Source organism: Streptomyces sp. ACA25, from assembly GCF_028200735.1.
Lineage (GTDB): Bacteria > Actinomycetota > Actinomycetes > Streptomycetales > Streptomycetaceae > Streptomyces.
Window position 1 is genome coordinate 121654 of record NZ_JAQKPV010000006.1, and the last position, 22387, is coordinate 144040.

The window sequence follows — 22387 nt, forward strand, 5'->3', positions numbered from 1 at the left end:
CCAGCTGAGGAGTGACCCGCGTGACAGAGCCCCTTCCCGCACCGACCGAGCCCACCGTGCCGGTCGGAGCCGCCCCGGGCGCGCCGGGGACGTCGGGCACGCCGCTGACGTCGAAGGCGGCGGAAGGGGCCGGGCGGCGGACGGCACCCGAGGTGCTGGCCGTCCTGACCACCGCCGGGAGCGCGGCACAGGCGGAGGAGCTGGCGGCAGGAGCGGTGGAGGCGCGGGTGGCGGCCTGCGCGCAGGTGAGCGCGCCGATCACCTCGTACTACCGGTGGGAGGGCGCGGTGCAGCACGACCCGGAGTGGCAGGTGCTGTTCAAGACGGCCGCCGCCCGGTACGAGGCGCTGGAGGCGTACCTCCGGGACGCGCACGACTACGACGTGCCGGAGATCATCGCCACCCCCGTCGTCCGGGGGAGCGCCGCCTACCTGGCGTGGGTGACGGCAGAGTCCGCGCCCGACACCGCGCTCTGAACCGAGAGCCCCGCCTCGGCCGTTACGGCCGAGACGCGCTCCACCCGGACCGCGCACACCTTGAACTCCGGCATCCGGGAGGTCGGGTCGAGCGCCGGATTGGTCACCGTGTTGGCCCGGCCCGCGCCCGGCCAGTGGAAGGGCATGAAGACGGTGTCCGGGCGGATGTCCCGGCTGATGCGGGCCGGGGCGACGGCCCGGCCGCGCCGGGAGATCACCGCCAGCTCTTCGCCCTCGACGGCTCCCAGCCGCTCGGCGAGCTGCGGGTGCAGCTGCACGAACGGGCCGGGCGCGGCCTTGTTGAGCTCGTCCACCAGCCGGGTCTGGGCGCCGGACTGGTACTGCGCCAGCACCCGGCCGGTGGTGAGGAGGACCGGGTACTCCCCGGTCGGCTCCTCGGCGGCGGGCCGGTGGGTGACCGGCACGAACCGGGCGCGCCCGTCGGGGGTGTGGAACCGGTCCAGGAACATGCGGGGGGTGCCCGGGTGCGGGGCGGCGGAGTGGTCGGCGGACGGGTCGCCGGACGCCTCGCCGTCCCGGTGCGCCGGAGTCTCCGGACAGGGCCAGAAGACCCCGTCCTCCTCCCTGATACGCCGGTAGGTGATGCCCGAGTAGTCGGCCTTGCCGCCCGCCGAGGCGCGGCGCAGCTCCTCGAAGATCTCCTCCGGGTCGGTGGGGAAGCCCTTGTCCCAGCCGAGCCGGGCGGCCAGCTCGTGCATGACGACCAGGTCGCTGCGGCACTCCGCGGGCGGCTGCGCCGCCTGCTGCCGCAGCAGCACCCGGCCCTCCAGGTTGGTCATGGTGCCGGTCTCCTCGGCCCACTGCGTCACCGGCAGGACCACGTCGGCCAGCAGGGCGCTCTCGGAGAGCACCACATCGCAGACCGCCAGGAAGTCCAGGGACCGCATGCGTTCCTCGACGTGGGCCGCGCGGGGAGCGGAGACCACCGGGTTGGACGCCATCAGCAGCAGCGCCCGCACCCCGTCCGGGGTGTCGCGGCCCAGGGCGTCCAGCAGCTCGTAGGCGCTGCGGCCCGGGGCCGGCAGCGAGTCGGGGTCCACCCCCCACACACCCGCGACGTGGGCGCGGGCCGCCGCGTCGGCGAGCATGCGGTAACCGGGCAGCTGGTCGGCCTTCTGACCGTGCTCCCGCCCGCCCTGGCCGTTGCCCTGACCGGTCAGGCAGCCGTAGCCGGACAACGGCCGGCCGGCCCGGCCGGTGGCCAGGCAGAGGTTGATCCAGGCGCCGACGGTGTCGGTGCCCTTGGCCTGCTGCTCCGGGCCGCGGGCGGTCAGCACCATCGAGGTGTCCGCGTCGCAGAACATCTGCACCACCCGGCGCAGTTGCGGGACGGGGACGCCGGTGATCCGCTCCACCAGTTCCGGCCAGTGCGCCATCGCCGCCGCCCGGGCCTCGGGCCAGCCGCTGGTGCGGGCGGCGATGAACTCCTCGTCGGTGCGCCCCTCGGCCACCACCAGGTGCAGCAGCCCCAGCGCGAGCGCCAGGTCGGTGCCGGGCCGGGGCGCGAGGTGCAGGTCCGCCTGCTCGGCGGTCCTGGTGCGCCGCGGGTCGATGACGATCAGCGTCCCGCCGTTCTCCTTCAGTTCGGTGAAGTAGCGCAGCGCGGGCGGCATCGTGTCGGCGGGGTTCGAGCCGACGAGGATGACGCAGCCGGTGCGGGGGATGTCGGCCAGCGGGAACGGCAGGCCGCGGTCCACGCCGAACGCCTTGGTGCCGGCCGCGGCGGCCGACGACATGCAGAACCGGCCGTTGTAGTCGATCTGGGAGGTGTTCAGCACCAGCCGGGCGAACTTCCCCAGGGTGTAGGCCTTCTCGTTGGTGAGCCCGCCGCCGCCGAAGACGCCCACGGCGTCCGCGCCGTGCCGCTCACGGGTGCCGGCCAGGCCCTCGGCCACCCGGTCCAGAGCCTCCTCCCAGGTGGCCGGTTCGAGCCGACCCGAGGCGCGACGGATCAGGGGCTCGGTCAGGCGCACCCGGGAGGAGAGCACAGCGGGTGCGGTGCGGCCCTTGCCGCACAACGCGCCCCGGTTGACGGGGAACGCGGTCCGCTCCACGACCCGCAGTCCGCCCGGCTCGCCCGCTTCCGGGCGCAGCCCCATACCGCACTGCAGCGCGCAGTACGGGCAGTGCGTCTGAGTGGTCCCGGTGCTGTCCGCGTTCATGCCCCCAGCGTGCTTCCGGCGTGTTACCGGCACGGCCCGGCGGGGTTACGGCGGAGGACCGTCCGTCTCCGCTCCCGCCGGGCCCGGCCGTGAGGTCTCCGGCCGCCGGCCGTCATGACCGTGCAACACCGTGGCAACAGGCGTCCGGCAACGTGGACGGCATGTACCCCGGCACCGCTCCCACCCTGGTCGCCGTGGCCCACGGATCTCCCGACCCGAGGGCCCGGGACACCATCCACGCCCTGCTGCGCCGCGTCCGGGCCCTGCGTCCCGGACTGCGGGTCGAGCTCGGCCACCTCGAAACCGACGAGCCACTGCTCGGCGACACCCTCGCCCGGCTGCGGGGGGACGCCGTCCTGGTGCCGTTGCTGTTCAGCCGCGGCTACCACGTCAAGCACGACCTTCCCGGCGTGCTGGCCGCGGCCCCGCACCTGCGTGCGGAGGTCGCGGCCTGCCTCGGTCCGCACCCGCTGCTGGTGGAGGCCCTGCGGCACCGCCTGGTGGAAGGGGGTTACACCGGCGGAGCGGTGGTCCTGGCGGCGGCCGGTTCCCGGGACCCGGAGTCCGCCGCCGGCACCCGGGCCACCGCCGCGATGCTGTCCGCCCGGCTCGGCGGGGTGCCGGTGCTGCCGGCCTACGCCTCGGCCGCCTCACCGACGGTGGCCAGGGCTGTGGCGCATCTGCGGGAGCTCGGGCACCGGGAGATCGCCCTGTCCTCCTGTTTCACCGCACCCGGCTGGTTCGCGTCCCGTTGCGCCGAGGCCGCCCCGGGTGTGGTGGGCGCTCCGATCGGCGCCCACCCGGCGCTCGCCCGGCTGCTCCTGCACCGCCATGACCGCGCGGTCGCCGACTCCCGCCGCACCGCACCGCCCGCCCTGGCCGCCGCCGCGGCCTGACCCGGCCACCGGGGTGCCCCGCGGCAGGTCCGGCGGGCGCCGGGCCGGGGCCGGCCGCCGGGCCGCGCGGGAGGATCGCCGGGACGGTTACGGTCGGCACATGGAACGCAGCCAGAGTGACGACCCGGACGCCACCGAGCGCTGGGACCGCGAGCCGGACAAGCGGCCCGGACGGACCGCCTTCCAGCGGGACCGGGCCCGGGTGCTGCACTCCTCGGCGCTGCGCCGGCTCGCGGGCAAGACGCAGGTGGTCACCCCGGACAACCCCGGCGCGGCGCACGCCTGGGACGCCAGCCCGCGCACCCGGCTGACCCATTCCCTGGAGTGTGCTCAGGTCGGCCGGGAGCTCGGTGCCTCCCTCGGCTGCGATCCGGACCTGGTGGAGGCCGCCTGCCTGGCGCACGACCTCGGCCATCCGCCGTTCGGGCACAACGGTGAGGGCGCGCTCGCGGAGATCGCCGAAGCCTGCGGCGGCTTCGAGGGGAACGCCCAGTCGCTGCGGCTGCTGACGCGGCTGGAACCCAAGCGGTTCACCGAGCGCGGGCCCGTGGGGCTCAACCTGACCCGGGCCACCCTGGACGCCGCCACCAAGTACCCGTGGCCGCGCGGCGGGCACCCCACCGACCCCGCGTCCGGCAAGTTCGGGGTCTACGAGGACGACCTGCCGGTGTTCCGCTGGCTGAGGGAGGGCGCGCCCGGAACCCGCCGGTGCTTCGAGGCCCAGGTGATGGACTGGTCCGACGACGTCGCCTACTCGGTGCACGACGTGGAGGACGGGCTGCACGCCGGACATCTGGACCCGAACCTGCTGCTCGCCGGCTCCGAGCGGAAGGAGGTCTTCACGGTCGCCGCAGCCCGGTACGCCCCGCCCGGCACCGTTGAGGACGAGCTGGCCGCCGCGCTGGACCGGCTGCTGGAGCAGGACTGGTGGCCGCACGGCTACGACGGGACCACCGCCGCCCAGGCGCGGCTGAAGGACGCCACCAGCCAGCTCATCGGCCGGTTCTGCCTGGCGGCCGAGGGCGCGACCCGGATGCGGTACGGCAGCGGGCCGCTGCGCCGGTACGGCGCGGATCTCATTGTCCCGCGCCAGGCCCGGCTGGAGTGCGATGTGCTGAAGGCCGTGGCCGACGTCCACGTCATGCAGCGTCCCGACCAGGAGCGGGTGCGCTCCCGGCAGCGGCAGATCCTCGCCGAGCTGGGGGAGGCACTCGTCCGCCGGGCACCCGACGGCCTCGACCCGCAGTACCGGGCCCTGTTCCGGGCCGCGGGCGACGACACCGAGCGGCTGCGGGTGGTGGTCGACCAGATCGCCGCGCTGACCGACGCCTCGGCCCGCTCCCTGCACGTGCGCCTCACCGCCCGGCAGGGGTGAGCGATGCGTCGCACCGCGGGCCGGGTGGTCGAGGGCGCCCGGAGTACGGCACCGGCCGCAACCGGTTGTGCGGCTGCACATGACAAGCCGTCCCGGGTTGGGCGCGGGCAGCGGATCGCCGGTCACCGCATGGACACCGGCGCCCGGCGGTGGTGCCGTGGCAGCCACGGGGGGCCGGACGAGGCACGTCCCCGCGCAGAAGGGTCCATGCGGATGCACAGTGCGAGCGCGTTCCCTCACCCCGTCGCGGCGCTGCTGACACGTACCCGCGCCGGGCAGGGAGGTGCCCTGCTGGTGCGGGCCGAGCCGGGACTGGGCACCAGTACCCTGCTGGACCGGGCCGCCGCGTCCTTCTCCGACGGCACCGTGCTGACCACCCGAGGGGTGGCCGCCGAGACGGCCATCCCGTACAGCGGTCTGCACGCGCTGCTGAGGCCGGTCGCGGACCACCGGGTGACCGGGGAACTGGCCCGGGCGCTGGAACTGGCGGCCGTCCCGTCCGGCGGCAGCGGCCCGGTACTGGCCGGCTTCTGCGCCCTGCTGCAACGGCTGGCGGCCGAGCACGGTCCGCTCCTCGCCTGTGTCGACGACGCCCATCACCTGGACTCCGCCTCCCGCGAGGCGCTGGGTTTCGCGGCCCGCCGGCTGGGCGCCTCCCTGCCCGCCGCGATGCTCATCGGCCGGCCCCCGCACCGCACGGAGGGGGAACCCTTCGCCGCTCTGCCGGTCCTCACGCTCCACCCGCTCGACGACGCGGCCGCCACCGTCCTCCTGGACCGGCTGCTGCCCGAGTCCGACCCCGCCGTCCGGGAAACCCTGCTGCACGAGGGCCACGGCAACCCGGGGCTCCTCACCGACCTGGCGCAGCACCTCACCCCCGCTCAGCGGTCCGGCACGGAGCCGCTGCCGCGCCCGCTGAGCGTCGGCGAGAGCGCCGCCCGGGAGGCCGCCGGCCGGCTCGGGAAGCTGCCCCCCTCCACCCGCGGCCTGCTGCTGCTGACCGCCGCCGCGCACGAGGTGGCCGGTGCGGTCGGCACGGACGTCCTGCTGCGCGCCGCCGTCCGCACAGGCATGGACCCCCGGGCGCTGGAGTCCGCCGAGGCCGCCGCGGTGATCCGCCGCGGGGGCGGCGACTCCGTCCGTTTCACCCACCCGCTGCTGTGCCGTGCGGCGTACTGGGACGAGCCGCCCGCCCGCCGTCGCGCCGCCCACTGGACGCTCGCCCAGGCCCTCACCGGGCCGGCTGACCTGCTGCTGCGGCTGCGGCACCTGGCAGCTGCCGCCCCCGGCCCGGCGCCGTCCCTCGCCGATGCCCTCTCGACCGCCGCGCAGCGTCCCGGAGCGGTGGCCCAGCACGGCCACGCCGGCACGGCCGACGCCCTGCTGCGCGCCGTCGACCTCACCGAGGACGAGGACGCCCGGGTGCTGCGGCTGACCACCGCGGCCGAGCACGTGTGGGCCGACGGCCGGCCGCACCGGGCCCGGGTGCTGCTGGACCGGGCCCGCTCGCTGCCCGCCGGGGACGTGGCCCGCGGCCGGTCCGAACTCATGCGCGGGGTCCTGGAGCTGAGCAACGGCGTCGTCACCGACGCCAGGGAGACCCTGCTCGAAGCAGCCCGGCTGCTCGAGCCGCACGACGCGGACGGCGCCCGGGAGGCTGTCCGGCACGCGATCGAGGCGTCCTGGACCATCGGGGACACCGACGGACTGCAGTCCGGCCCCGGCTCCGGCACGCCGCTCCGGGCCGCCCTGCTCGACGACTACTGTGCGGGGATGTCCGCCCTGCTGCGCGGAGACCAGAACTCGGGAGCCGGCCTGCTGCGCCGGGTGATCGCCCTCGGCCCGCACTCCCAGGAGCCCGGCGGACTGCTGCGGGCCATGCTCGCCTCCCTGGTGCTGGGGGAGACCGCGGGTGCCCGGGAACTGGGCACCCGGACGCTCGCCATCGTCCGGGCCCGTGGCCTCACCCTCCTGGAGCCCCGGGTGCTGGAACACCTCGCCTACAGCGAGCTCCGCCTCGGCCGGCACTCCCGGGCCCGGGCTCACGCTCTGGAGGGCCTGCGCGGCGCGGCCCGCACGGGACAGCGCAACCACGCCGCGCACCATCACGCCATCCTCGCGATGACAGCGGCGGCCGAGGGTGACGCCGACCGCTGTGCCCGGCACGCCGCGGCGGTCGGGGAGAACGCCGGGCCGCACGGCCTGGGGGTCGCGGCCACTCTCGCCGCGTGGAGCCGGGCCCGCTGCGACCTCGCACTCGGCCGGCCGCACGAGGCCGCCGCCCGCCTGGAGCCGGTGATCGGTTCCGGCCCCGGGCGGGGCCACTGCGCGGTGCGGCTGCTCGTCCTGCCCTGCTTCATCGAGGCGGCGGCGCTGGCGGGGGAGCCGGAACGCGCCCGGCCGGCCCTGGAAATCTTCACCCTGTGGGCGGCGGTCACCGACGACCCGCAGGCCCCGGCGCAGCTGGCCCGCTGCCGTGCGCTGCTCGCCGGGCCCGACGAGGCCGCTGTCCTCTTCGCCGACGCGCTGGTGGAGCACGGCCGGGCCCAGAGCCCTTTCGACCGGGCCCGTACCCAGTTGCTTCTCGGTATGACGCTGCGTCGGCTGCGCCGCCCGGGAGCCGCCCGCAACGTGCTGCGGGACGCGCTGTTCGCCTTCGAGGGATGCGGGGCCCGGGTCTGGGCGGAGCGGGCCGCCGCGGAGCTGCGGGCCACCGGGGAGGCCGCCGCCGGACCGGCCGGACCGCCCGCGCTGGCCGGTCTCACGCCGCAGCAGCTGCGCATCGCCCGGCACGTGGCGGAAGGGGCCACGAACCGTGAGGTTGCCGCCCGGCTGTCGGTCAGCCCACGCACCGTCGACCACCACCTGCGGAACGTGTTCAGCCTGCTGGGCATCCGTTCCCGGGTCGAGCTGACCCGGCTGCTGGCCACCGCCGGCGACTCCGCGTGAACTCCGGGTAGCCCGGAAACCGGACCGTCATCCGGCCGACGGGGACCGACTGGACGGTATGTCTTTGGTTGCACTACGGGAACAGCTCTGGCATACGAGCGGTCCCCCCATCAACAATGCAGCACGAGCCGCCCTTACCGCCCGCACAGGTGGAGGACCGTGATGCACCCAGTCGTACGTACCCGGGAACGGATCTCGGGAGAAGAGCAGACCACCGCTGTCCTGCGCCGTTCCGCCCAGCGGCTGCTGAACCAGCTGCCGCAACTGACCGACCGCGTGGTAACTCTCATCCAGCAGCACGAGCCGTCCTACCGCGCGCCCGCGGTGGACGCCGACGCGTTGTGGCAGGAAGTACACCTCTCCCTCCGCCACAACGTGGGCTGCCTGATCAACCCGCACGAGCTGCGCAAGGCCGCCCGCCGGTTCTCCTGGCGGATCGGTGTGCAGCGGGCCGAGGAGGGGCTGCCGCTCGACGCGCTGCTGCACGCCTTCCGGCTCGGCGGCGGTGCGGTCTGGCAGGAGCTGCTCGACACCGCGTCCCGGCGCGACCCGGAGAGCATGCGGCTGCTGGTGCACGTCGCCGGGGACGTGTGGAACTTCGTCGACGAGCACTGCTCACTGGCCGCGGAAGCCTACCGCCGGACGGAGCGGGAGAAGACCTGGCGCCGGGAGAACCGGCTGCGGCTGATGACCGAGGCACTCCTGGAAGGAACTGCCCGGGTGTCCGAGCTCATCGACATCGCCGCCGCGCTGGAACTGCCGGAACGCGGCCGGTACGCGGTGGTCGTGACGGCCGGGCCGGGCCGCGCCGCGGTCCGCAACGATCCGGCCGCGGCCCCGCTCATCTGGCACGTCTCCGGTGGCAGCGATCTGGGGATCGCGCTGCTCGGTGACGGGGGAGCGGAGCAGCTGGCCCGCTCGTTGTCCCCGTCCCCCGCCCGGGCAGGCGTGCGGACCGGGGTCAGCCCGGCGGTGGAGGGCCTCGCCGCGGTGGGCGAAGCCCGCCGGCTCGCCGAGAAGGCGCTGCAGTCCTGCCCCGGCGACGGCGAGGTCGCCCTGCTCACCGATCACCTGCCGGCCGCACTGATCGTCTCGTCCCCCGAGCTCGGCGCCGTCCTCACCGAGCGGGTACTCGGGCCGCTGCTGCGGCTGGAGCCGGTGGACCGGGACCTGCTGCTCGACACGCTGACCGTGTGGCTGGACTCCGACGCCTCCGCGCAGCGCTCCGCCGAGCGGCTGTCCTGTCACCGGAACACCGTGCTCAACCGGCTGCGCCGCTACGAGAAGCTGACCGGCCGGTCCCTGGGCAGGCCGCAGGAGACGGCCGAGCTGTCCCTCGCCCTGACCGCCCGGAAGGTGCTGGGGGCCGAGCGGTGCGGGGCAGGTCCGCAGGGCTGACCGCAGGAAGAGGGCGAGGGCCCGCCGCCCGGCGCGCCGCAGGGCGCGCGGCGGCGGCCCGTCCGCCTGCCCGCACCGGCCGGGGGCGGGACGCCCCGGACAGGCCCGGAAGTGGGACGTTCACCACTCCGAGCGAGTGGCGGCGGAAAAACCAGCACCACTGACTTAAAATGGCGCTCATGGCGATCCGGCCCTCGGTGGCATCCTTGGAAGAGATCTTCGAGTTGCGCTGGAAGGTGCTGCGGGCGGGTCATCCGCCGGACGCGGCCGTCTTCCTGGAGGACACCCACCCCGAGGTCGTCCACCTCGCGGTCCGGGCCGACGACGGGCCGGCGGTGCTCGGCTGTCTCACCCTCTTCCCGGACTCGTTGCCGGACCTCGAGGTCCCCGCGTTCCGCTTCCGCGGCATGGCCACGGCGCCGGACGTCCGGGGCGAGGGCTATGGCGTCGCACTGCTGGACGCCGCCACCGAGGAGGCCGCCGCGCGCGGCGGCGAGGTGCTCTGGTGCCACGGCCGGCTCGGTGCCCAGGGTTTCTACGAGCGGCAGGGCTTCACCACGATGGGTGAGCCCTTCGACATCCCGGACGTCGGGCCGCACGTCGTCCTGCTGCGCAAGATCAACTGAGTGCGGGCGCCGTCCCCGTCCCGTGGGCCCCCCGGGGCGGGGCGGCCGGCCGCTGCAGGTCCGGGTCAGCGGGGTCGGTGTTGGCGCCGCACAGCACGACGCACACCTCCTCGTCCGGCCCCGTGGGGTACGCCCCGGAGTCCAGGGCCGCGAGGGCGGTCGCCGCGCCGGGCTCCACCACCAGCCGGTGGTCCTCCCACAGCCGGCGCCGGCTCGCCAGGATCGCGTCGTCCGTCACCAGCACGGAGGTCACGTGCGGCTGCCGGACGAAACCGGCGGCCGTGGCCGAGACCCGGCGGGCGCCCAGCGCGTCCGCGGCAACGGAGTCGACGGTCACGTCCACCGGCTCCCCGGCGGCCAGCGCCGCGTTCAGCGCCCGGCAGTGCTCCGGCTCCACCGCGACCACCCGGACGCCGTGCTCCGCAGCTGCCGCGGCAACCCCGGCGAAGAGCCCGCCACCGCCCACCGCCACCACCACCGTGCGCACCGACGGCCGCGCCGCGAGGATCTCCGGCAGCAGGGTCCCGGCCCCGGCGGCAATCAGCGGGTGGTCGTAGGCGTGCGAGGCCAGGGCCCCGGTCTCCGCGACGAACGACCGTGCCGCCTCGGCGGCCTCGGCGTACTCCCGCCCGGCGGGCCGCACCGTCGCACCCAGGGCCCGCAGCCGCTCGACCTTCACCCGCGGCGCGTTCTCCGGCACGAACACCGTGGCCGGCACCCCGACACGGCCGGCCGCCCACGCGCAGGCCAGCCCGGCGTTCCCGCCCGAGGCGATGGCGATGCCCGCCTCCGGGAGGGCCCCGGCCTCCCGGTGGGCGGCAGTGAAGTTCAGCGCGCCGCGCGCCTTGAACGTCCCCGTGTGCTGAAGGAACTCCAGAGCGAACCACAGGCGCTCCGCCGCCGGGGCCAGCACCACCGGACGCACCTGCCCGGCAATCCGCGCCGCAGCTGCCGTCACCTCGTCACCGTCAACCACTGACCTGCGCCTTTCCCTGGACGCACGGCGTTCCCGTGCTCGTTCCGCATTCTGCCCGGACCGGATGTTCCGACACCGGGCCGCCCGGTCGGCGGCTCTTTCCCGGGCATCGGCACGGGCGGCGCCGTTCTGGTGTTGGATGAGCAAGTCGACGAACAGGGAGCGGACATGGCGAAGATCAACATCTCTCTCGAAGCGGATCTGGTCGTGGAGGCCATGGTGCTCGCGGGGGTCCGTACCCCGCAGGACGCGGTGGAGCTCGTCGTGCGCGACTACATCGCCAAGAGCCACCGCACCGAGGAGCGGATCGAGACCGCGGACCGGGCCCGCACCGATGTCGAGGCCGAGCCGCCGCAGTCGCAGGCCTGAGCCCCTCCGGACCGGCCACGGCAGGCCTGCGCCGGCACCGGCGGGACCGGATCACGGGAAGGTGAGGACCTGCTGCCTGCCGCCGGACGGCCCCGGTCCGTTAGGTTGCTGCCCATGGCTTCACAGAACCCCGCAAGCTGCGCGATCACCTCCGGATACGTGGTCCCCGTCCATGGCGACCCCATCGACGGCGGCACCGTACTCATCATCGACGGCAGGATCACCGCGGTCGGCCCCGACGCCGACGTCACCGTCCCCGACGGCGTGCGCACCGTGGACGCCGCCGGGAGCTGGGTGCTCCCCGGCTTCGTGGAGGCCCACGGACACATCGGCGTGCACGAGGAGGCCGAGGGCTGGTCCGGTCAGGACACCAACGAGATGACCGACCCCAACGGGGCCCGGATGCGCGCCCTGGACGCGATCAACCCGGCGGACACCGGATTCGCCGATGCCCTCGCCGGCGGCGTCACCAGCTCCGTCATCAAGCCGGGCTCGGCCAACCCGATCGGCGGCCAGACCGTGGCGGTCAAGTGCTGGGGGCGCACCGTCGACGACATGCTGATCCGCGAGCCGGTCAGCGTGAAGAGCGCGCTGGGGGAGAACCCCAAGCGGGTCTACGGCGACAAGAAGCAGCTGCCCTCCACCCGGCAGGGCGTCGCCGCCGTCATCCGGGACTCCTTCATGAAGGCTCAGGACTACCGGGCCAAGCGTGACCACGCCGGGACCGAGGGCAAGCCCTTCGAGCGGGACCCGAGCATGGAGATACTGGTCCGCGTACTGGACCGGGAGCTTCCCTGGTGCCAGCACACCCACCGGGCGGACGACATCGCGACCGCGATGCGGCTCGCCGACGAGTTCGGCTACCGCATGGTCATCAACCACTGCACCGAGGGCCACCTGCTGGCCGACGAGATCGCCCGCCGCGGCATCCCGGTGATCACCGGCCCGCTGTTCACCACCCGGAGCAAGGTCGAGCTCCGCAACCGGACGCTCGCCAACCCCGGCATCCTCGCCCGGGCGGGTGTGAAGCTGGCACTCACCACCGACCACCCGGTGATCCCGATCAACTTCCTGGTCCACCAGGCCACCCTCTGCGTCAAGGAGGGCCTGGACCGGGAGACCGCGATCCGCTCCATCACCGCCAACCCCGCGGAGATCATGGGCATCGACGACCGGGTCGGCTCGCTGCGTCCCGGGCTCGACGGCGACGTCGTCATCTGGTCGGGAGACCCGCTGGACGTGATGAGCCGCGCCCTGCGGACCTTCGTGGACGGCCGCGAGGTCTACTCCTACGACGCCGAGCGGCGCGAGGGCACCGTCGCCGACCCGTTCCACCGGGGATGATCCGGCAACCGGACCGGGCGGGAGGACCACGGGACCGCCGGAGAACCGCGACCACGGGCAGGAGCAGGAGACGGGCATGAGTGAGCAGCGCGACCGCTGGGCGGCACTGACCGGTGGCCGGTCGGGTGAGGAGTACGCCCGGCGGTTCGCGCGGCTCGCCGCCGCAGGACAGGACGTGCACGGGGAGGCGCGGTTCTGCGACGCGCTGCTGGTCCCCGGCTCGCGCCTGCTGGACGCCGGCTGCGGCACCGGCCGGGTCGCCGTCCGGCTGGCCGAACTCGGCCACCACTGCGTCGGCGTGGATGTGGACAGGTCCATGCTGGCGGTCGCCCGGCGCACCGCGCCGGACCTGCCCTGGCTCCACCGGGACCTGCGGGAGCTGGACGCCGCGGACCCGGCCCTGCAGCAGGGCTTCGACCTGGTGGTGGCTGCGGGCAACGTCGTCCCGTTGCTCGCACCCGGCACCGGGCCGGAGGTCATCCGCCGGCTCGCCGCCCTGCTGCTGCCCGGTGGGCTGCTCGTCACCGGCATGGGCCTGGACGCCGCGCACCTGCCGCTGCCGGAGGCCACCGTCACCCTCGAGGAACTGGACGGCTGGTGTGCCGACGCCGCTCTGGTGCCGCACCGGCGGTATGCCACCTGGGACGGCGAGCCGTACGCGGCGGGCGGCGGCTACGCGGTGAGCGTGCACCGCCGTGCGCCCACCGGAAGAGCGTGAGTGCCGACGGGCGCTGTGCAAGGGGAGCAGAAGGCGGCTGTGGCCGCCCACGTCCGCCGCGACGCAAGGCCCGCGCCGAGCTGAAGACGGCCTTCGCACCCGACTCACCGATCCGCTCATGGGCCGATCTCATGGCCAGGGCTGCGTGACGAGCCACAAGCAGGGTCCGGGGGACAGCTGCAGGGCCGGGCCGCTTCCCCCTCACTGCGCCTACAATCTGCCCATCCATGGAGCAGCTGTGCCGCAGCTGTGCCGCGACGGTGCCGAATGAGAAGCACCTGCGGGCGATTTCAGGGGGTTCTTGGTGAGCAGCGAAATATCGTTCAGCCGCAACTACCGCGATCTGAGCAACCGGAACGGCACGGACGCCGGCTTCCAGTTCGAGTTCTCCTGCTCGCACTGCCGGGACGCCTGGCGGTCGCCGTTCGAGCCGTACGCCAGCGGCCGGGCCGCCGGCTGGCTCCAGCGCGGCTCGGGGCTGGCCTCGCAGCTGTTCGGCCAGACCGGACGCACCGTCAGCCGGGCCGCCGACGGGCTGGCCGGCGCCGGCTGGGGGAACGCCAGGGACGAGGCGTTCCAGCGGGCCGTCGGCAACGCCGAGCGCCACTTCAACCGCTGCGCACGCTGCACCCGGCAGGTCTGCGCCAAGTGCTGGAACATCGACCAGGGCCTGTGCCTGCGCTGTGCTCCCGACACCGCCGCCGAAGTGATGGCGGCCAAGCACCGGGGCCTGAACCGGGAGGCGTCCAAGCAGGCGCAGCAGGCCGGTGAGGCGCTCGGCGCCCGGTACGACGTGGACACCCCGCGCCAGCTGGTCTGCCCCCGGTGCTCAACCGAGACCCGTGGTGGGGCGTTCTGCCAGGGCTGCGGTCATCACCTGGCCCAGCAGGACGGCTGCGGCTCCTGCCAGGCGGCCCTCCCGGCGGGCGCTGCCTTCTGCCCCGGCTGCGGAACCCCCCGCGCCTGACCCCGTACCCAGTTCCGGAGCAGACCGGGTCCGGCGGCGCGCGGGTCGCTACTTCGGGCGCAGCCAGACCGTGGCCAGCGGGGGCAGCACCGGTGTGATGGAGGCGTCCAGGCCGTGCCAGGGCAGGGACTCCGCCTTCATTGGCTCGTGGTTGCTGATCCCGCTGCCGCCGTAGGCCGGGTCGTCGGTGTTGAGGGCCTCGGCCCAAGCGGTGACGTCGCCGGGCACGCCGATCCGGTAGTCGTGGCGGACCACCGGGGAGAAGTTGCAGAGCACCACGAGTGGGGTGCCTGCGGCGTCGTACCGGACGAACGCGAACACGTTGTCGTCCGAGGCATGGGGCTCGATCCAGGCGAACCCGCCCGGGTCGGTGTCCCGCTGCCACAGTGCCGGGGTGGCGAAGTAGACGCCGTTCAGCTCGCGCACCAGGTCCCGCATGCCCCGGTGGTCGCCGGCCGCGGAGTACGCGGGGTCGAGCAGCCACCAGTGCGGCCCCTCGGCCTCGGACCACTCCGCTCCCTGGGCGAACTCCTGGCCCATGAAGAGGAGCTGCTTCCCGGGGTGGGCCCACATGTAGCCGAGGTAGGCGCGCTGGTTGGCGCGCTGCTGCCACCAGTCGCCCGGCATCTTGGAGACCAGCGCCTGCTTGCCGTGCACCACCTCGTCGTGCGAGACGGGCAGCAGGTAGTTCTCCGAGTAGGCGTACACCATGGAGAAGGTCATCTCGTTGTGGTGGAAGGTGCGGTGCACCGGGTCCTTGGACATGTACACCAGGGAGTCGTGCATCCAGCCCATGTTCCACTTGAACCCGAAACCGAGCCCGCCGAATCCGTCCGGCCCGGTGTGGTGCGTGGCGCGGGTGACGCCGTTCCAGGCGGTGGACTCCTCGGCGAGGGTCACCACTCCGGGGCAGCGCCGGTAGACGGTGGCGTTCATCTCCTGCAGGAAGGCCACCGCGTCCGGGTTCTCCCGGCCGCCCTGGTCGTTGGGGCTCCACTGGCCTTCCTCGCGCGAGTAGTCGAGGTACAGCATCGAGGCGACGGCGTCCACCCGCAGGCCGTCGATGTGGAACTCCTCGCACCAGTACACCGCGTTGGCGACCAGGAAGTTCCGCACCTCGTTGCGCCCGTAGTCGAACTCCAGGGTGCCCCAGTCCGGGTGTTCGGCGCGCCTCGGGTCCGGGTGCTCGTAGCAGGGGGTGCCGTCGAAACGGGCGAGCGCCCAGTCGTCCTTCGGGAAGTGTGCGGGCACCCAGTCCATCAGGACCCCGATGCCCTGCCGGTGCAGGGCGTCGACCAGGTACCTGAAGTCGTCCGGGCCGCCGAGCCGGGCGGTGGGCGCGTAGTACCCGGTGATCTGGTAGCCCCAGGATCCGCCGAACGGATGCTCGGCCACCGGCATCAGCTCGACGTGGGTGAATCCCAGGTCGCTGACGTAGCGCGGCAGTTCCTCGGCCAGCTGCCGATACGTCAGCCCCGGCCGCCAGGAGGCCAGGTGCACCTCGTAGACCGACATCGGCGAGGTGTGCGAGGACCGCTCGCCGCGGATGGCCATCCAGGCGGAGTCCTGCCACCGGTAGCTGCTCATCTCGACCACGGAGGCGGTGGCCGGCGGGCACTCGGCACGCCGCGCCATCGGGTCGGCCCGCGTCGTACGGTGGCCGTCCGGGCCGCAGATCTCGAACTTGTACAGCGTGCCGGGGCCCAGCCCGGGGAGGAACAGCTCCCACACGCCGCTGGCCCCCAGCGAGCGCATCGGGAAGCCGGTGCCGTCCCAGCAGCTGAAGTCGCCGGTCACGCGCACTCCGCGGGCGTTGGGTGCCCACACCGTGAACCGGGTGCCGGTGATCCCCTGATGCTCCATCGGATGGGCGCCGAGCGCGCGCCACAGCTGTTCGTGCCGTCCTTCACGGATGAGGTGCAGGTCCAGCTCTCCGAGCGCGGGCAGGAAACGGTAGGGGTCGGCGGTCCGGTGCTCCGTTCCGTCGTAGCGCACCAGCAGCTCGTAGTCGGGGATCTCGCGCAGCGGCAGCAGGCCCGCGAACAGTCCGTCGCCTTCGGAAGTCAGCTCGGCCCGCAGCTCCAGACCCTCCCTGCGGTAGCGCACGGTGACGCCGCGGGCGAACGGCCGGAGGGCACGGATCAGCACGCCGTTCCGGGTGCGGTGTGCGCCGAGCAGGGAGTGCGGATCGTGGTGCGCGCCGTCCAGGAGACGCTGTCGTTCCCCCTCGGGGAGCTGCGGTACGGCCGGCCGGCCCGACGGTACGGCGGCACCGGCACCGGTGGCCGGCCCGGTGGCGGCCTCACCGACCGGAGGGGCGGAGGGCGGGGGGACCTCGGCGGGTGGGGCGGCGGCCCATCGGGGACGCGGCCGGTCGGCCTGGGCTCCCGTGGGCTCCGTGGCGGGCGGTGCGGGCGGCGGTGGCGTGACGGAGCCCTCGACCGGAAGGGATGGCTGGTCGGTGCGCGGGTACACGGCTGTGGCCTCCAGGGGAGCGGGAGATGACGCGGGACGGGCGGGTGGAGCGGGGACGGTGGCGGTCAGCGGTGGGCGCCGGCGGCGAGCCGGCGGATGGCCGTCATCGGGATGTGCAGCCAGGCGGGACGGTGCCGCGCCTCGTACAGCACCTCGTAGACGGCCTTGTCGGTCTCGAAGGCGCGCAGCAGCTCGGGCTGGGCCAGCGGATCGGTCCCGCCCGCCTCCGCGTACCCGCGGCAGAAGGCGTGGCGGCTGGCGCGGGCCCAGGCGTCTCCCCAGGCTCCGGCGGCGCGGTTCTGGCAGGCGGCGTAGTCGAAGGAGCGCAGTATTCCGGCGATGTCGCGCACCGGTGGCTGCAGCAGGCAGCGCTCGGCGAGCGGCCGGGCCGGCTCGCCCTCGAAGTCGATCAGGGACCAGCGGCTCAGCCGGCCCTCGGAGCCGGCCGTGCGCAGCACCTGCCCCAGGTGCAGGTCGCCGTGCAGCCGCTGCGCGGTGAAGGTGCCGCCGTCCCGGCCGTGTTCGGCCAGTGCGTCGAACGCCCGGCTCAGGCCCGCCCGGTACGGGCGGAGGGCGGGGACGGCGGCTGCCGCGACGGACAGCCGCGCGCTCATGTCGGTGGCGGTCTGCTCCAGTTGCGGCCGGTGGAGCACCGTGGTGGGAAGTGCCCCGGCGAGAGCGGTGTGCACCTCCGCGGTGGCCCTGCCCAGGGAGTGTGCGGCTCCGCTGAAATCCGTGCGCAGTGCCAGGGACTTCAGCGCCAGCTGCCAGCCGTCGGTGGAGCCCGCGAGGAAGGGCTGGAGGACGCCGAGCGTCATCGGCTCGGTCGTGCCGTCGGGGGAGTCGGCCTCGAACCACGCGGAGGGTGGCGGTACCCGGGAGCAGCCGGCGGAGGCCAGGGCGAGCGGAAGCTCCAGGTCGGGGTTGACGCCGGGGCTGACCCGGCGGAACAGCTTGAGGATGTGGGCTTCGCCGTAGACCACGGAGGAGTTGGTCTGGTCGCCGTCCAGCGCCCGGGCCGGGAGGCCGGAGGGGATGGCGCTGCCGGTCCGTTCGAAGCGCAGGTCTCCCAGGCGTCCGGGGGTGCGGAGACGTTCCAGCAGCAGGGCGGCCAGCCGCTGGTCGTGCAGCGCCTCGTACACGGCACGGCCGCGCAGCGGGCCCTCGGTGGGCCGGCCGAGGAGGGCGGGAGCGAGGGCCGGTGGCAGCACCTGCCGGACACCGAGCAGCAGTTGGTAACAGTCGTCCTCGGGGGCGCCGGCCGGGTGCTGCGGTCCGACGCCCGTCGGCCGGGTGCGCACCAGCAGGTGCAGCAGGCCGGGGGTGTGCCCCTCGGTGCCGCAGGGCAGCAGCTCCGTGGCGGAGACGAGTGTGAGGCTGCCCAGGGGGCGGCCCTTTCCCGCGTACCAGCGCTGCCGGGGCAGCCAGCGGGCCAGCAGCCCGTTGAGCGAGCGGAGCAGTACGGCGCCGTGCGGCGCGAGGACCGGCGGGAGCCGGGGCGAGGCCGTCCGGTGCACGGAGCTTTCCGACATGGCGTCCTTTCCCCGGGCACACATCACTGCCGTGAAGTGTCCAGGATTGAGGCGTTTGCTACCCGATTGTGGGGATCGTGTCGCGAAGGAACGGCCAGGCGGGTGACGCCCGGTCACGCGGATGGCGGTCGCGAGCGGAATGGTCATGCGGTAGTAGGACGAAATCGGGGCCCGGGGAAGCCGGTGCGGATGAGGTGTCCCCGGGCCGGTGGACGGCAGGATGCCCGGTCGCTCCGTCTACTCGAGAGACCGGTGGAGGCGGAACCAGTAGAAGCCGTGGCCCGCCAGCGTGAGCAGGTAGGGAAGCTCGCCGATCGGCGGGAACCTGACCCCGCCGATCAGCTCCACCGGGTGACGGCCCGCCCAGACCCGCAGATCCAGCTCGGTCGGCTGGGAGAAGCGGGAGAAGTTGTGCACGCACATCACCAGGTCGTCCCCGTGCTCCCGGAGGAAGGCGAGGACGGACGGGTTGGACGAGTCGAGCTCGGTGTACGAGCCCAGGCCGAAGGCCGGGTTCTGCTTGCGGATCTCCACCATGCGGCGGGTCCAGTGGAGCAGCGAGGAGGGGGAGCTCATCGATGCTTCCACGTTGGTGACCTGGTACCCGTAGACCGGGTCCATGATCGCCGGCAGGTACAGCCGGCCCGGGTCGCAGGAGGAGAAGCCGGCGTTCCGGTCGGGGGTCCACTGCATCGGCGTGCGCACCGCGTCACGGTCCCCCAGCCAGATGTTGTCACCCATCCCGATCTCGTCGCCGTAGTACAGGATCGGTGAGCCGGGCAGCGACAGCAGCAGCGCCGTGAACAGCTCGATCTGGTTGCGGTCGTTGTCCAGCAGGGTGGCCAGCCGGCGGCGGATCCCGATGTTGGCGCGCATCCGCGGATCCTTGGCGTACTCCGCGTACATGTAGTCGCGTTCCTCGTCGGTGACCATCTCCAGGGTCAGCTCGTCGTGGTTGCGCAGGAAGATGCCCCACTGGCAGCCCGAGGGGATCTGCGGTGTCTTGGCGAGGATTTCCGAGACCGGGTAGCGGGATTCCCGGCGCACCGCCATGAAGATCCTCGGCATGACGGGGAAGTGGAACGCCATGTGGCACTCGTCCCCGCCCTTGTCGTAGTCGCCGAAGTAGTCGACGACGTCCTCCGGCCACTGGTTGGCCTCGGCGAGCAGCACGGTGTCCGGGTAGTTCGCGTCGATCTCGGTGCGCACCCGTTTGAGGAAGGCGTGCGAGGCGGCGAGGTTCTCGCAGTTGGTCCCCTCCTCGGCGTACAGGTACGGCACGGCGTCCAGCCGGAAGCCGTTGATCCCCAGGTCCAGCCAGAACCGCAGGGCGGCGATCATCTCCTCCTGGACGGCCGGGTTCTCGTAGTTGAGATCCGGCTGGTGGGAGAAGAAGCGGTGGAAGTAGTACTGCTTGCGTACCGGGTCGAAGGCCCAGTTCGAGGCTTCGGTGTCGACGAAGATGATCCGGGCGTCGGCGTACTGCTTGTCGTCGTCGGCCCAGATGTAGTAGTCGCCGTAGGGCCCTTCGGGATCGGAGCGGGATTGCTGGAACCACATGTGCTGATCGCTGGTGTGGTTCATGACGAAGTCGATGATGACCCGGATGCCCCGCTGGTGGGCGGCGTCGACGAACTGCACGAAGTCGGCGAGATCCCCGAATTCGGGGAGCACCGAGGTGTAGTCGGAGACGTCGTAGCCGCCGTCCTTGAGGGGCGACTGGAAGAAGGGCGGCAGCCAGAGGCAGTCGATCCCGAGCCACTGCAGATAGTCCAGCTTGGCGGTGAGTCCTTTCAGGTCACCGATGCCGTCGCCGTTGCTGTCCTGGAAGGACCGCACGAGGACTTCGTAGAAGACCGCGCGCTTGAACCACTCGGGGTCGAGATCGCGGGCGGGCGTGTCCTCGAAGGTGTCGAGGACCGGCTCATTGACGCTCATGTGTGGGTGACCCTCCGGTCGGTGAGGACGGTCGCAGAGCAAAGATGTGCGCCGAGGAGGCGTGCGCGTCCGCACGGCCCGGCCCCAGCCGCACATAGTTGTCCCTGCCCCAGTGATAGGTCTCCCCGGTGAGCTCATCGACCACCGGGAAGGGCTCGGCGCCACTCTCCTGAGCGGGAGTGAGGCCGAGCGCCGGCATGTCCAACGACACGGTCGCCTCGTGGGTGTGGTGGGGATCGAGGTTGACCACGATGAGAACGGTGTCGTCGTCCGCCGCGCCGCTCCGCTTGGAATAAGCCAGGATGTGCTCACTGTCCGTGCGGTGGAAGCGCAGACTGCGCAGTTGCTGCAGCGCCGGATGGCGGCGGCGCAGTGTGTTCAGCCGGGTGATCAGCGGGGTGAGGGTGGTGCCGTCCCGCTCGGCTGCCGCCCAGTCCCGGGGCCGCAGCTCGTATTTCTCGGAGCGCGCGTACTCCTCGCTGCCGGGCGCGGCAGGGGCCGCCTCGCACAGCTCGAAGCCCGCGTACATTCCCCAGGTGGGGGAGAGTGTGGCGGCGAGCACGGCGCGGATCTCGAAGGCCGCGCGGCCGCCTTCCTGCAGGTAGGAGTGCAGGATGTCCGGGGTGTTCACGAAGAGGTTGGGGCGCATGTACGGGGCGGCGGGTCCGCTCAGCTCCGTGAGGTACTCGGTGATCTCCTGCTTGGTGTTGCGCCAGGTGAAGTAGGTGTAGGACTGCTGGAAGCCGATCCGGGCGAGGGTGCGCATCATCGCGGGCCGGGTGAAGGCCTCGGCGAGGAAGAGGACGTCCGGGTCCGCGCGGTTGATCTCGGCGATCACCTTCTCCCAGAACACCACCGGTTTGGTGTGCGGGTTGTCGACCCGGAAGATCCGCACCCCGCGTGCCATCCAGAACCGCAGGATCCGCAGCGTCTCCGTCACCAGACCGCGGAAGTCCTCGTCGAAGGCGATCGGGAAGATGTCCTGGTACTTCTTGGGCGGGTTCTCGGCGTACGCGATGGAGCCGTCGGCGCGTTTGCGGAACCACTCCGGATGCTCCTTGACCCAGGGGTGGTCCGGACTGCACTGGAGGGCGAAGTCCAGGGCCACCTCCATCCCGAGCTGTTCCGCCCGGGCAACGAAGTGATCGAAGTCCGCGTGGGTGCCGAGGTCCGGATGGATCGCGTCGTGGCCGCCGTCGGCCGAGCCGATGGCCCACGGGCAGCCGACGTCGTGCGGGCCCGCCGTCAGCGCGTTGTCCGGGCCCTTGCGGAACGAGGTGCCGATGGGGTGCACCGGCGGCAGGTACACCACGTCGAAGCCCATGTCCGCGAGGGCCGGCAGCCGCTCGGCCGCGGTGCGCAGGGTGCCGTGCACCGGCTCCCGGCCCGGGGACACCTCGGCGCCCTCGGACCGCGGGAACATCTCGTACCAGGAGCCGAAGAGCGCGCGCCGGCGCTCCACCACCAGCGGCATGGGCCGGGAGGAGCTGAGGAGTTCACGCAACGGATACCTGCTGAGCACGGCGGTGACCTCCGGACGGAGAGCCGCGCCGAGCCGTTCGGCAGCGGGCAGCGCGGAGTCCCGCAGCAGCCGGACGGCTTCCTGCACCGCCTCGCGGCCGTCCTGCCGGGGCACGCCGGCCGCGGCCCGTCGCAGCAGGTCCGCACCCTCGGCGAGGGTCAGCTCGGTGTCGATGCCGGCCGGGATCTTGATCCGGGCGTGCTCCCGCCATGTCCCCACCGGGTCGGCCCACGCCTCCACGGCGTACGTCCAGCGTCCCTCGGCGTCCGGGGTGACCTCGGCGCCCCAGCGGTCGCTTCCCGGGGACAGCTCGCGCATCGGTGTCCAGGGACCCGACCGGCCTCCCGGGTTCCGCAGCACCACATTGGCCCCCACCCCCTCGTGGCCCTCCCGGAAGACGGTGGCCGTGACCTGGAAGGTCTCGCCCGGCACCGCCTTGACCGGGTGTCGCCCGCAGTCGGCGAGCGGCTGGACGTCCAGTACGGGAATGCGACCGATCATGGGGGGATCACCTGAAAGGGTTGGAGTTGTTGCGTTTTTCTTGCGTCTGTACAGCTTTGTCCTTTGTATCTGGTGTACCGGTGGCTCAGGGGGTGTGGGCATGGCGGCTCCAGTGCGCGTTCACTCGGCTGGGTGTGGAACG

At 73.3% G+C, this 22387-nt stretch carries 16 protein-coding genes; 10 read left to right on the plus strand and 6 right to left on the minus strand.

Going from position 1 to position 22387, the window contains the following annotated elements; all coding sequences use genetic code 11:
- Positions 1-104 precede the first annotated feature (104 nt).
- Positions 105-476, plus strand: coding sequence for a divalent-cation tolerance protein CutA (cutA, locus tag PJ985_RS11935; RefSeq protein ID WP_271683775.1), 372 nt, complete (start codon positions 105-107; stop codon positions 474-476).
- Here cutA and PJ985_RS11940 read toward each other — a convergent pair.
- Positions 428-2659 carry a molybdopterin oxidoreductase family protein gene (locus PJ985_RS11940; RefSeq protein ID WP_271683652.1) on the minus strand — a complete coding sequence of 744 codons (2232 nt, stop codon included), beginning with the start codon at positions 2657-2659 and terminating at the stop codon, positions 428-430. The two genes, cutA and PJ985_RS11940, sit on opposite strands and share 49 nt — an antisense overlap.
- Before the next feature lie 161 nt (positions 2660-2820).
- Between PJ985_RS11940 and PJ985_RS11945 the strand changes: the two genes are divergently transcribed.
- From PJ985_RS11945 to PJ985_RS11965, 5 genes are all read left to right on the plus strand, one after another.
- Positions 2821-3555 carry a sirohydrochlorin chelatase gene (locus PJ985_RS11945; protein ID WP_271683653.1) on the plus strand — a complete coding sequence of 245 codons (735 nt, stop codon included), beginning with the start codon at positions 2821-2823 and terminating at the stop codon, positions 3553-3555.
- Positions 3556-3655: 100 nt separating this feature from the next.
- The gene (locus tag PJ985_RS11950; protein WP_271683654.1) at positions 3656-4930 is read left to right on the plus strand and encodes a deoxyguanosinetriphosphate triphosphohydrolase; all 1275 of its coding nucleotides are present in this window, start codon (positions 3656-3658) and stop codon (positions 4928-4930) included.
- Between the two features lie 207 nt (positions 4931-5137).
- Positions 5138-7879, plus strand: coding sequence for a LuxR C-terminal-related transcriptional regulator (locus PJ985_RS11955; protein ID WP_271683655.1), 2742 nt, complete (start codon positions 5138-5140; stop codon positions 7877-7879).
- A gap of 162 nt (positions 7880-8041) precedes the next feature.
- Positions 8042-9277 (plus strand): PucR family transcriptional regulator, encoded by a 1236-nt coding sequence (locus PJ985_RS11960; RefSeq protein ID WP_271683656.1) that lies wholly within the window; start codon positions 8042-8044, stop codon positions 9275-9277.
- Between the two features lie 179 nt (positions 9278-9456).
- Positions 9457-9903: a GNAT family N-acetyltransferase gene (locus PJ985_RS11965; RefSeq protein WP_271683657.1), complete on the plus strand. Its 447-nt coding sequence runs from the start codon at positions 9457-9459 to the stop codon at positions 9901-9903.
- On the opposite strand, the gene PJ985_RS11970 is transcribed toward PJ985_RS11965, so the two are convergent.
- Entirely contained in the window at positions 9896-10879 is a 984-nt protein-coding gene (locus PJ985_RS11970; RefSeq protein WP_271683658.1) for a serine/threonine dehydratase, read from the minus strand. The two genes, PJ985_RS11965 and PJ985_RS11970, sit on opposite strands and share 8 nt — an antisense overlap.
- A gap of 168 nt (positions 10880-11047) precedes the next feature.
- Here PJ985_RS11970 and PJ985_RS11975 point away from each other — a divergent pair, with 168 nt between their 5' ends.
- The 4 genes from PJ985_RS11975 to PJ985_RS11990 all read left to right on the plus strand — a co-directional run bounded on the left by PJ985_RS11975 (position 11048) and on the right by PJ985_RS11990 (position 14277).
- Positions 11048-11248, plus strand: a complete 201-nt coding sequence (locus tag PJ985_RS11975; RefSeq protein WP_271683659.1) for a type II toxin-antitoxin system VapB family antitoxin — start codon at positions 11048-11050, stop codon at positions 11246-11248.
- Positions 11249-11362: 114 nt separating this feature from the next.
- The gene (locus PJ985_RS11980; RefSeq protein ID WP_271683660.1) at positions 11363-12592 is read left to right on the plus strand and encodes an amidohydrolase; all 1230 of its coding nucleotides are present in this window, start codon (positions 11363-11365) and stop codon (positions 12590-12592) included.
- 76 nt (positions 12593-12668) lie between these two features.
- Positions 12669-13310 carry a class I SAM-dependent methyltransferase gene (locus PJ985_RS11985; protein WP_271683661.1) on the plus strand — a complete coding sequence of 214 codons (642 nt, stop codon included), beginning with the start codon at positions 12669-12671 and terminating at the stop codon, positions 13308-13310.
- 304 nt (positions 13311-13614) lie between these two features.
- Entirely contained in the window at positions 13615-14277 is a 663-nt protein-coding gene (locus tag PJ985_RS11990) for a double zinc ribbon domain-containing protein (RefSeq protein WP_271683662.1), read from the plus strand.
- A 48-nt stretch (positions 14278-14325) separates the two neighbouring features.
- On the opposite strand, the gene glgB is transcribed toward PJ985_RS11990, so the two are convergent.
- The 4 genes from glgB to PJ985_RS12010 all read right to left on the minus strand — a co-directional run bounded on the left by glgB (position 14326) and on the right by PJ985_RS12010 (position 22245).
- Entirely contained in the window at positions 14326-16752 is a 2427-nt protein-coding gene (gene glgB / locus PJ985_RS11995; RefSeq protein WP_333909850.1) for a 1,4-alpha-glucan branching enzyme, read from the minus strand.
- 65 nt (positions 16753-16817) lie between these two features.
- Positions 16818-18284 carry a maltokinase N-terminal cap-like domain-containing protein gene (locus PJ985_RS12000; protein ID WP_271683663.1) on the minus strand — a complete coding sequence of 489 codons (1467 nt, stop codon included), beginning with the start codon at positions 18282-18284 and terminating at the stop codon, positions 16818-16820.
- 237 nt (positions 18285-18521) lie between these two features.
- Complete coding sequence (gene treS / locus PJ985_RS12005; RefSeq protein ID WP_271683664.1) at positions 18522-20222, minus strand: maltose alpha-D-glucosyltransferase; 1701 nt, start codon at positions 20220-20222, stop codon at positions 18522-18524.
- Positions 20209-22245, minus strand: a complete 2037-nt coding sequence (locus PJ985_RS12010; protein WP_271683665.1) for an alpha-1,4-glucan--maltose-1-phosphate maltosyltransferase — start codon at positions 22243-22245, stop codon at positions 20209-20211. The genes treS and PJ985_RS12010 overlap by 14 nt, the downstream gene beginning before the upstream one ends.
- Positions 22246-22387: the final 142 nt, after the last annotated feature.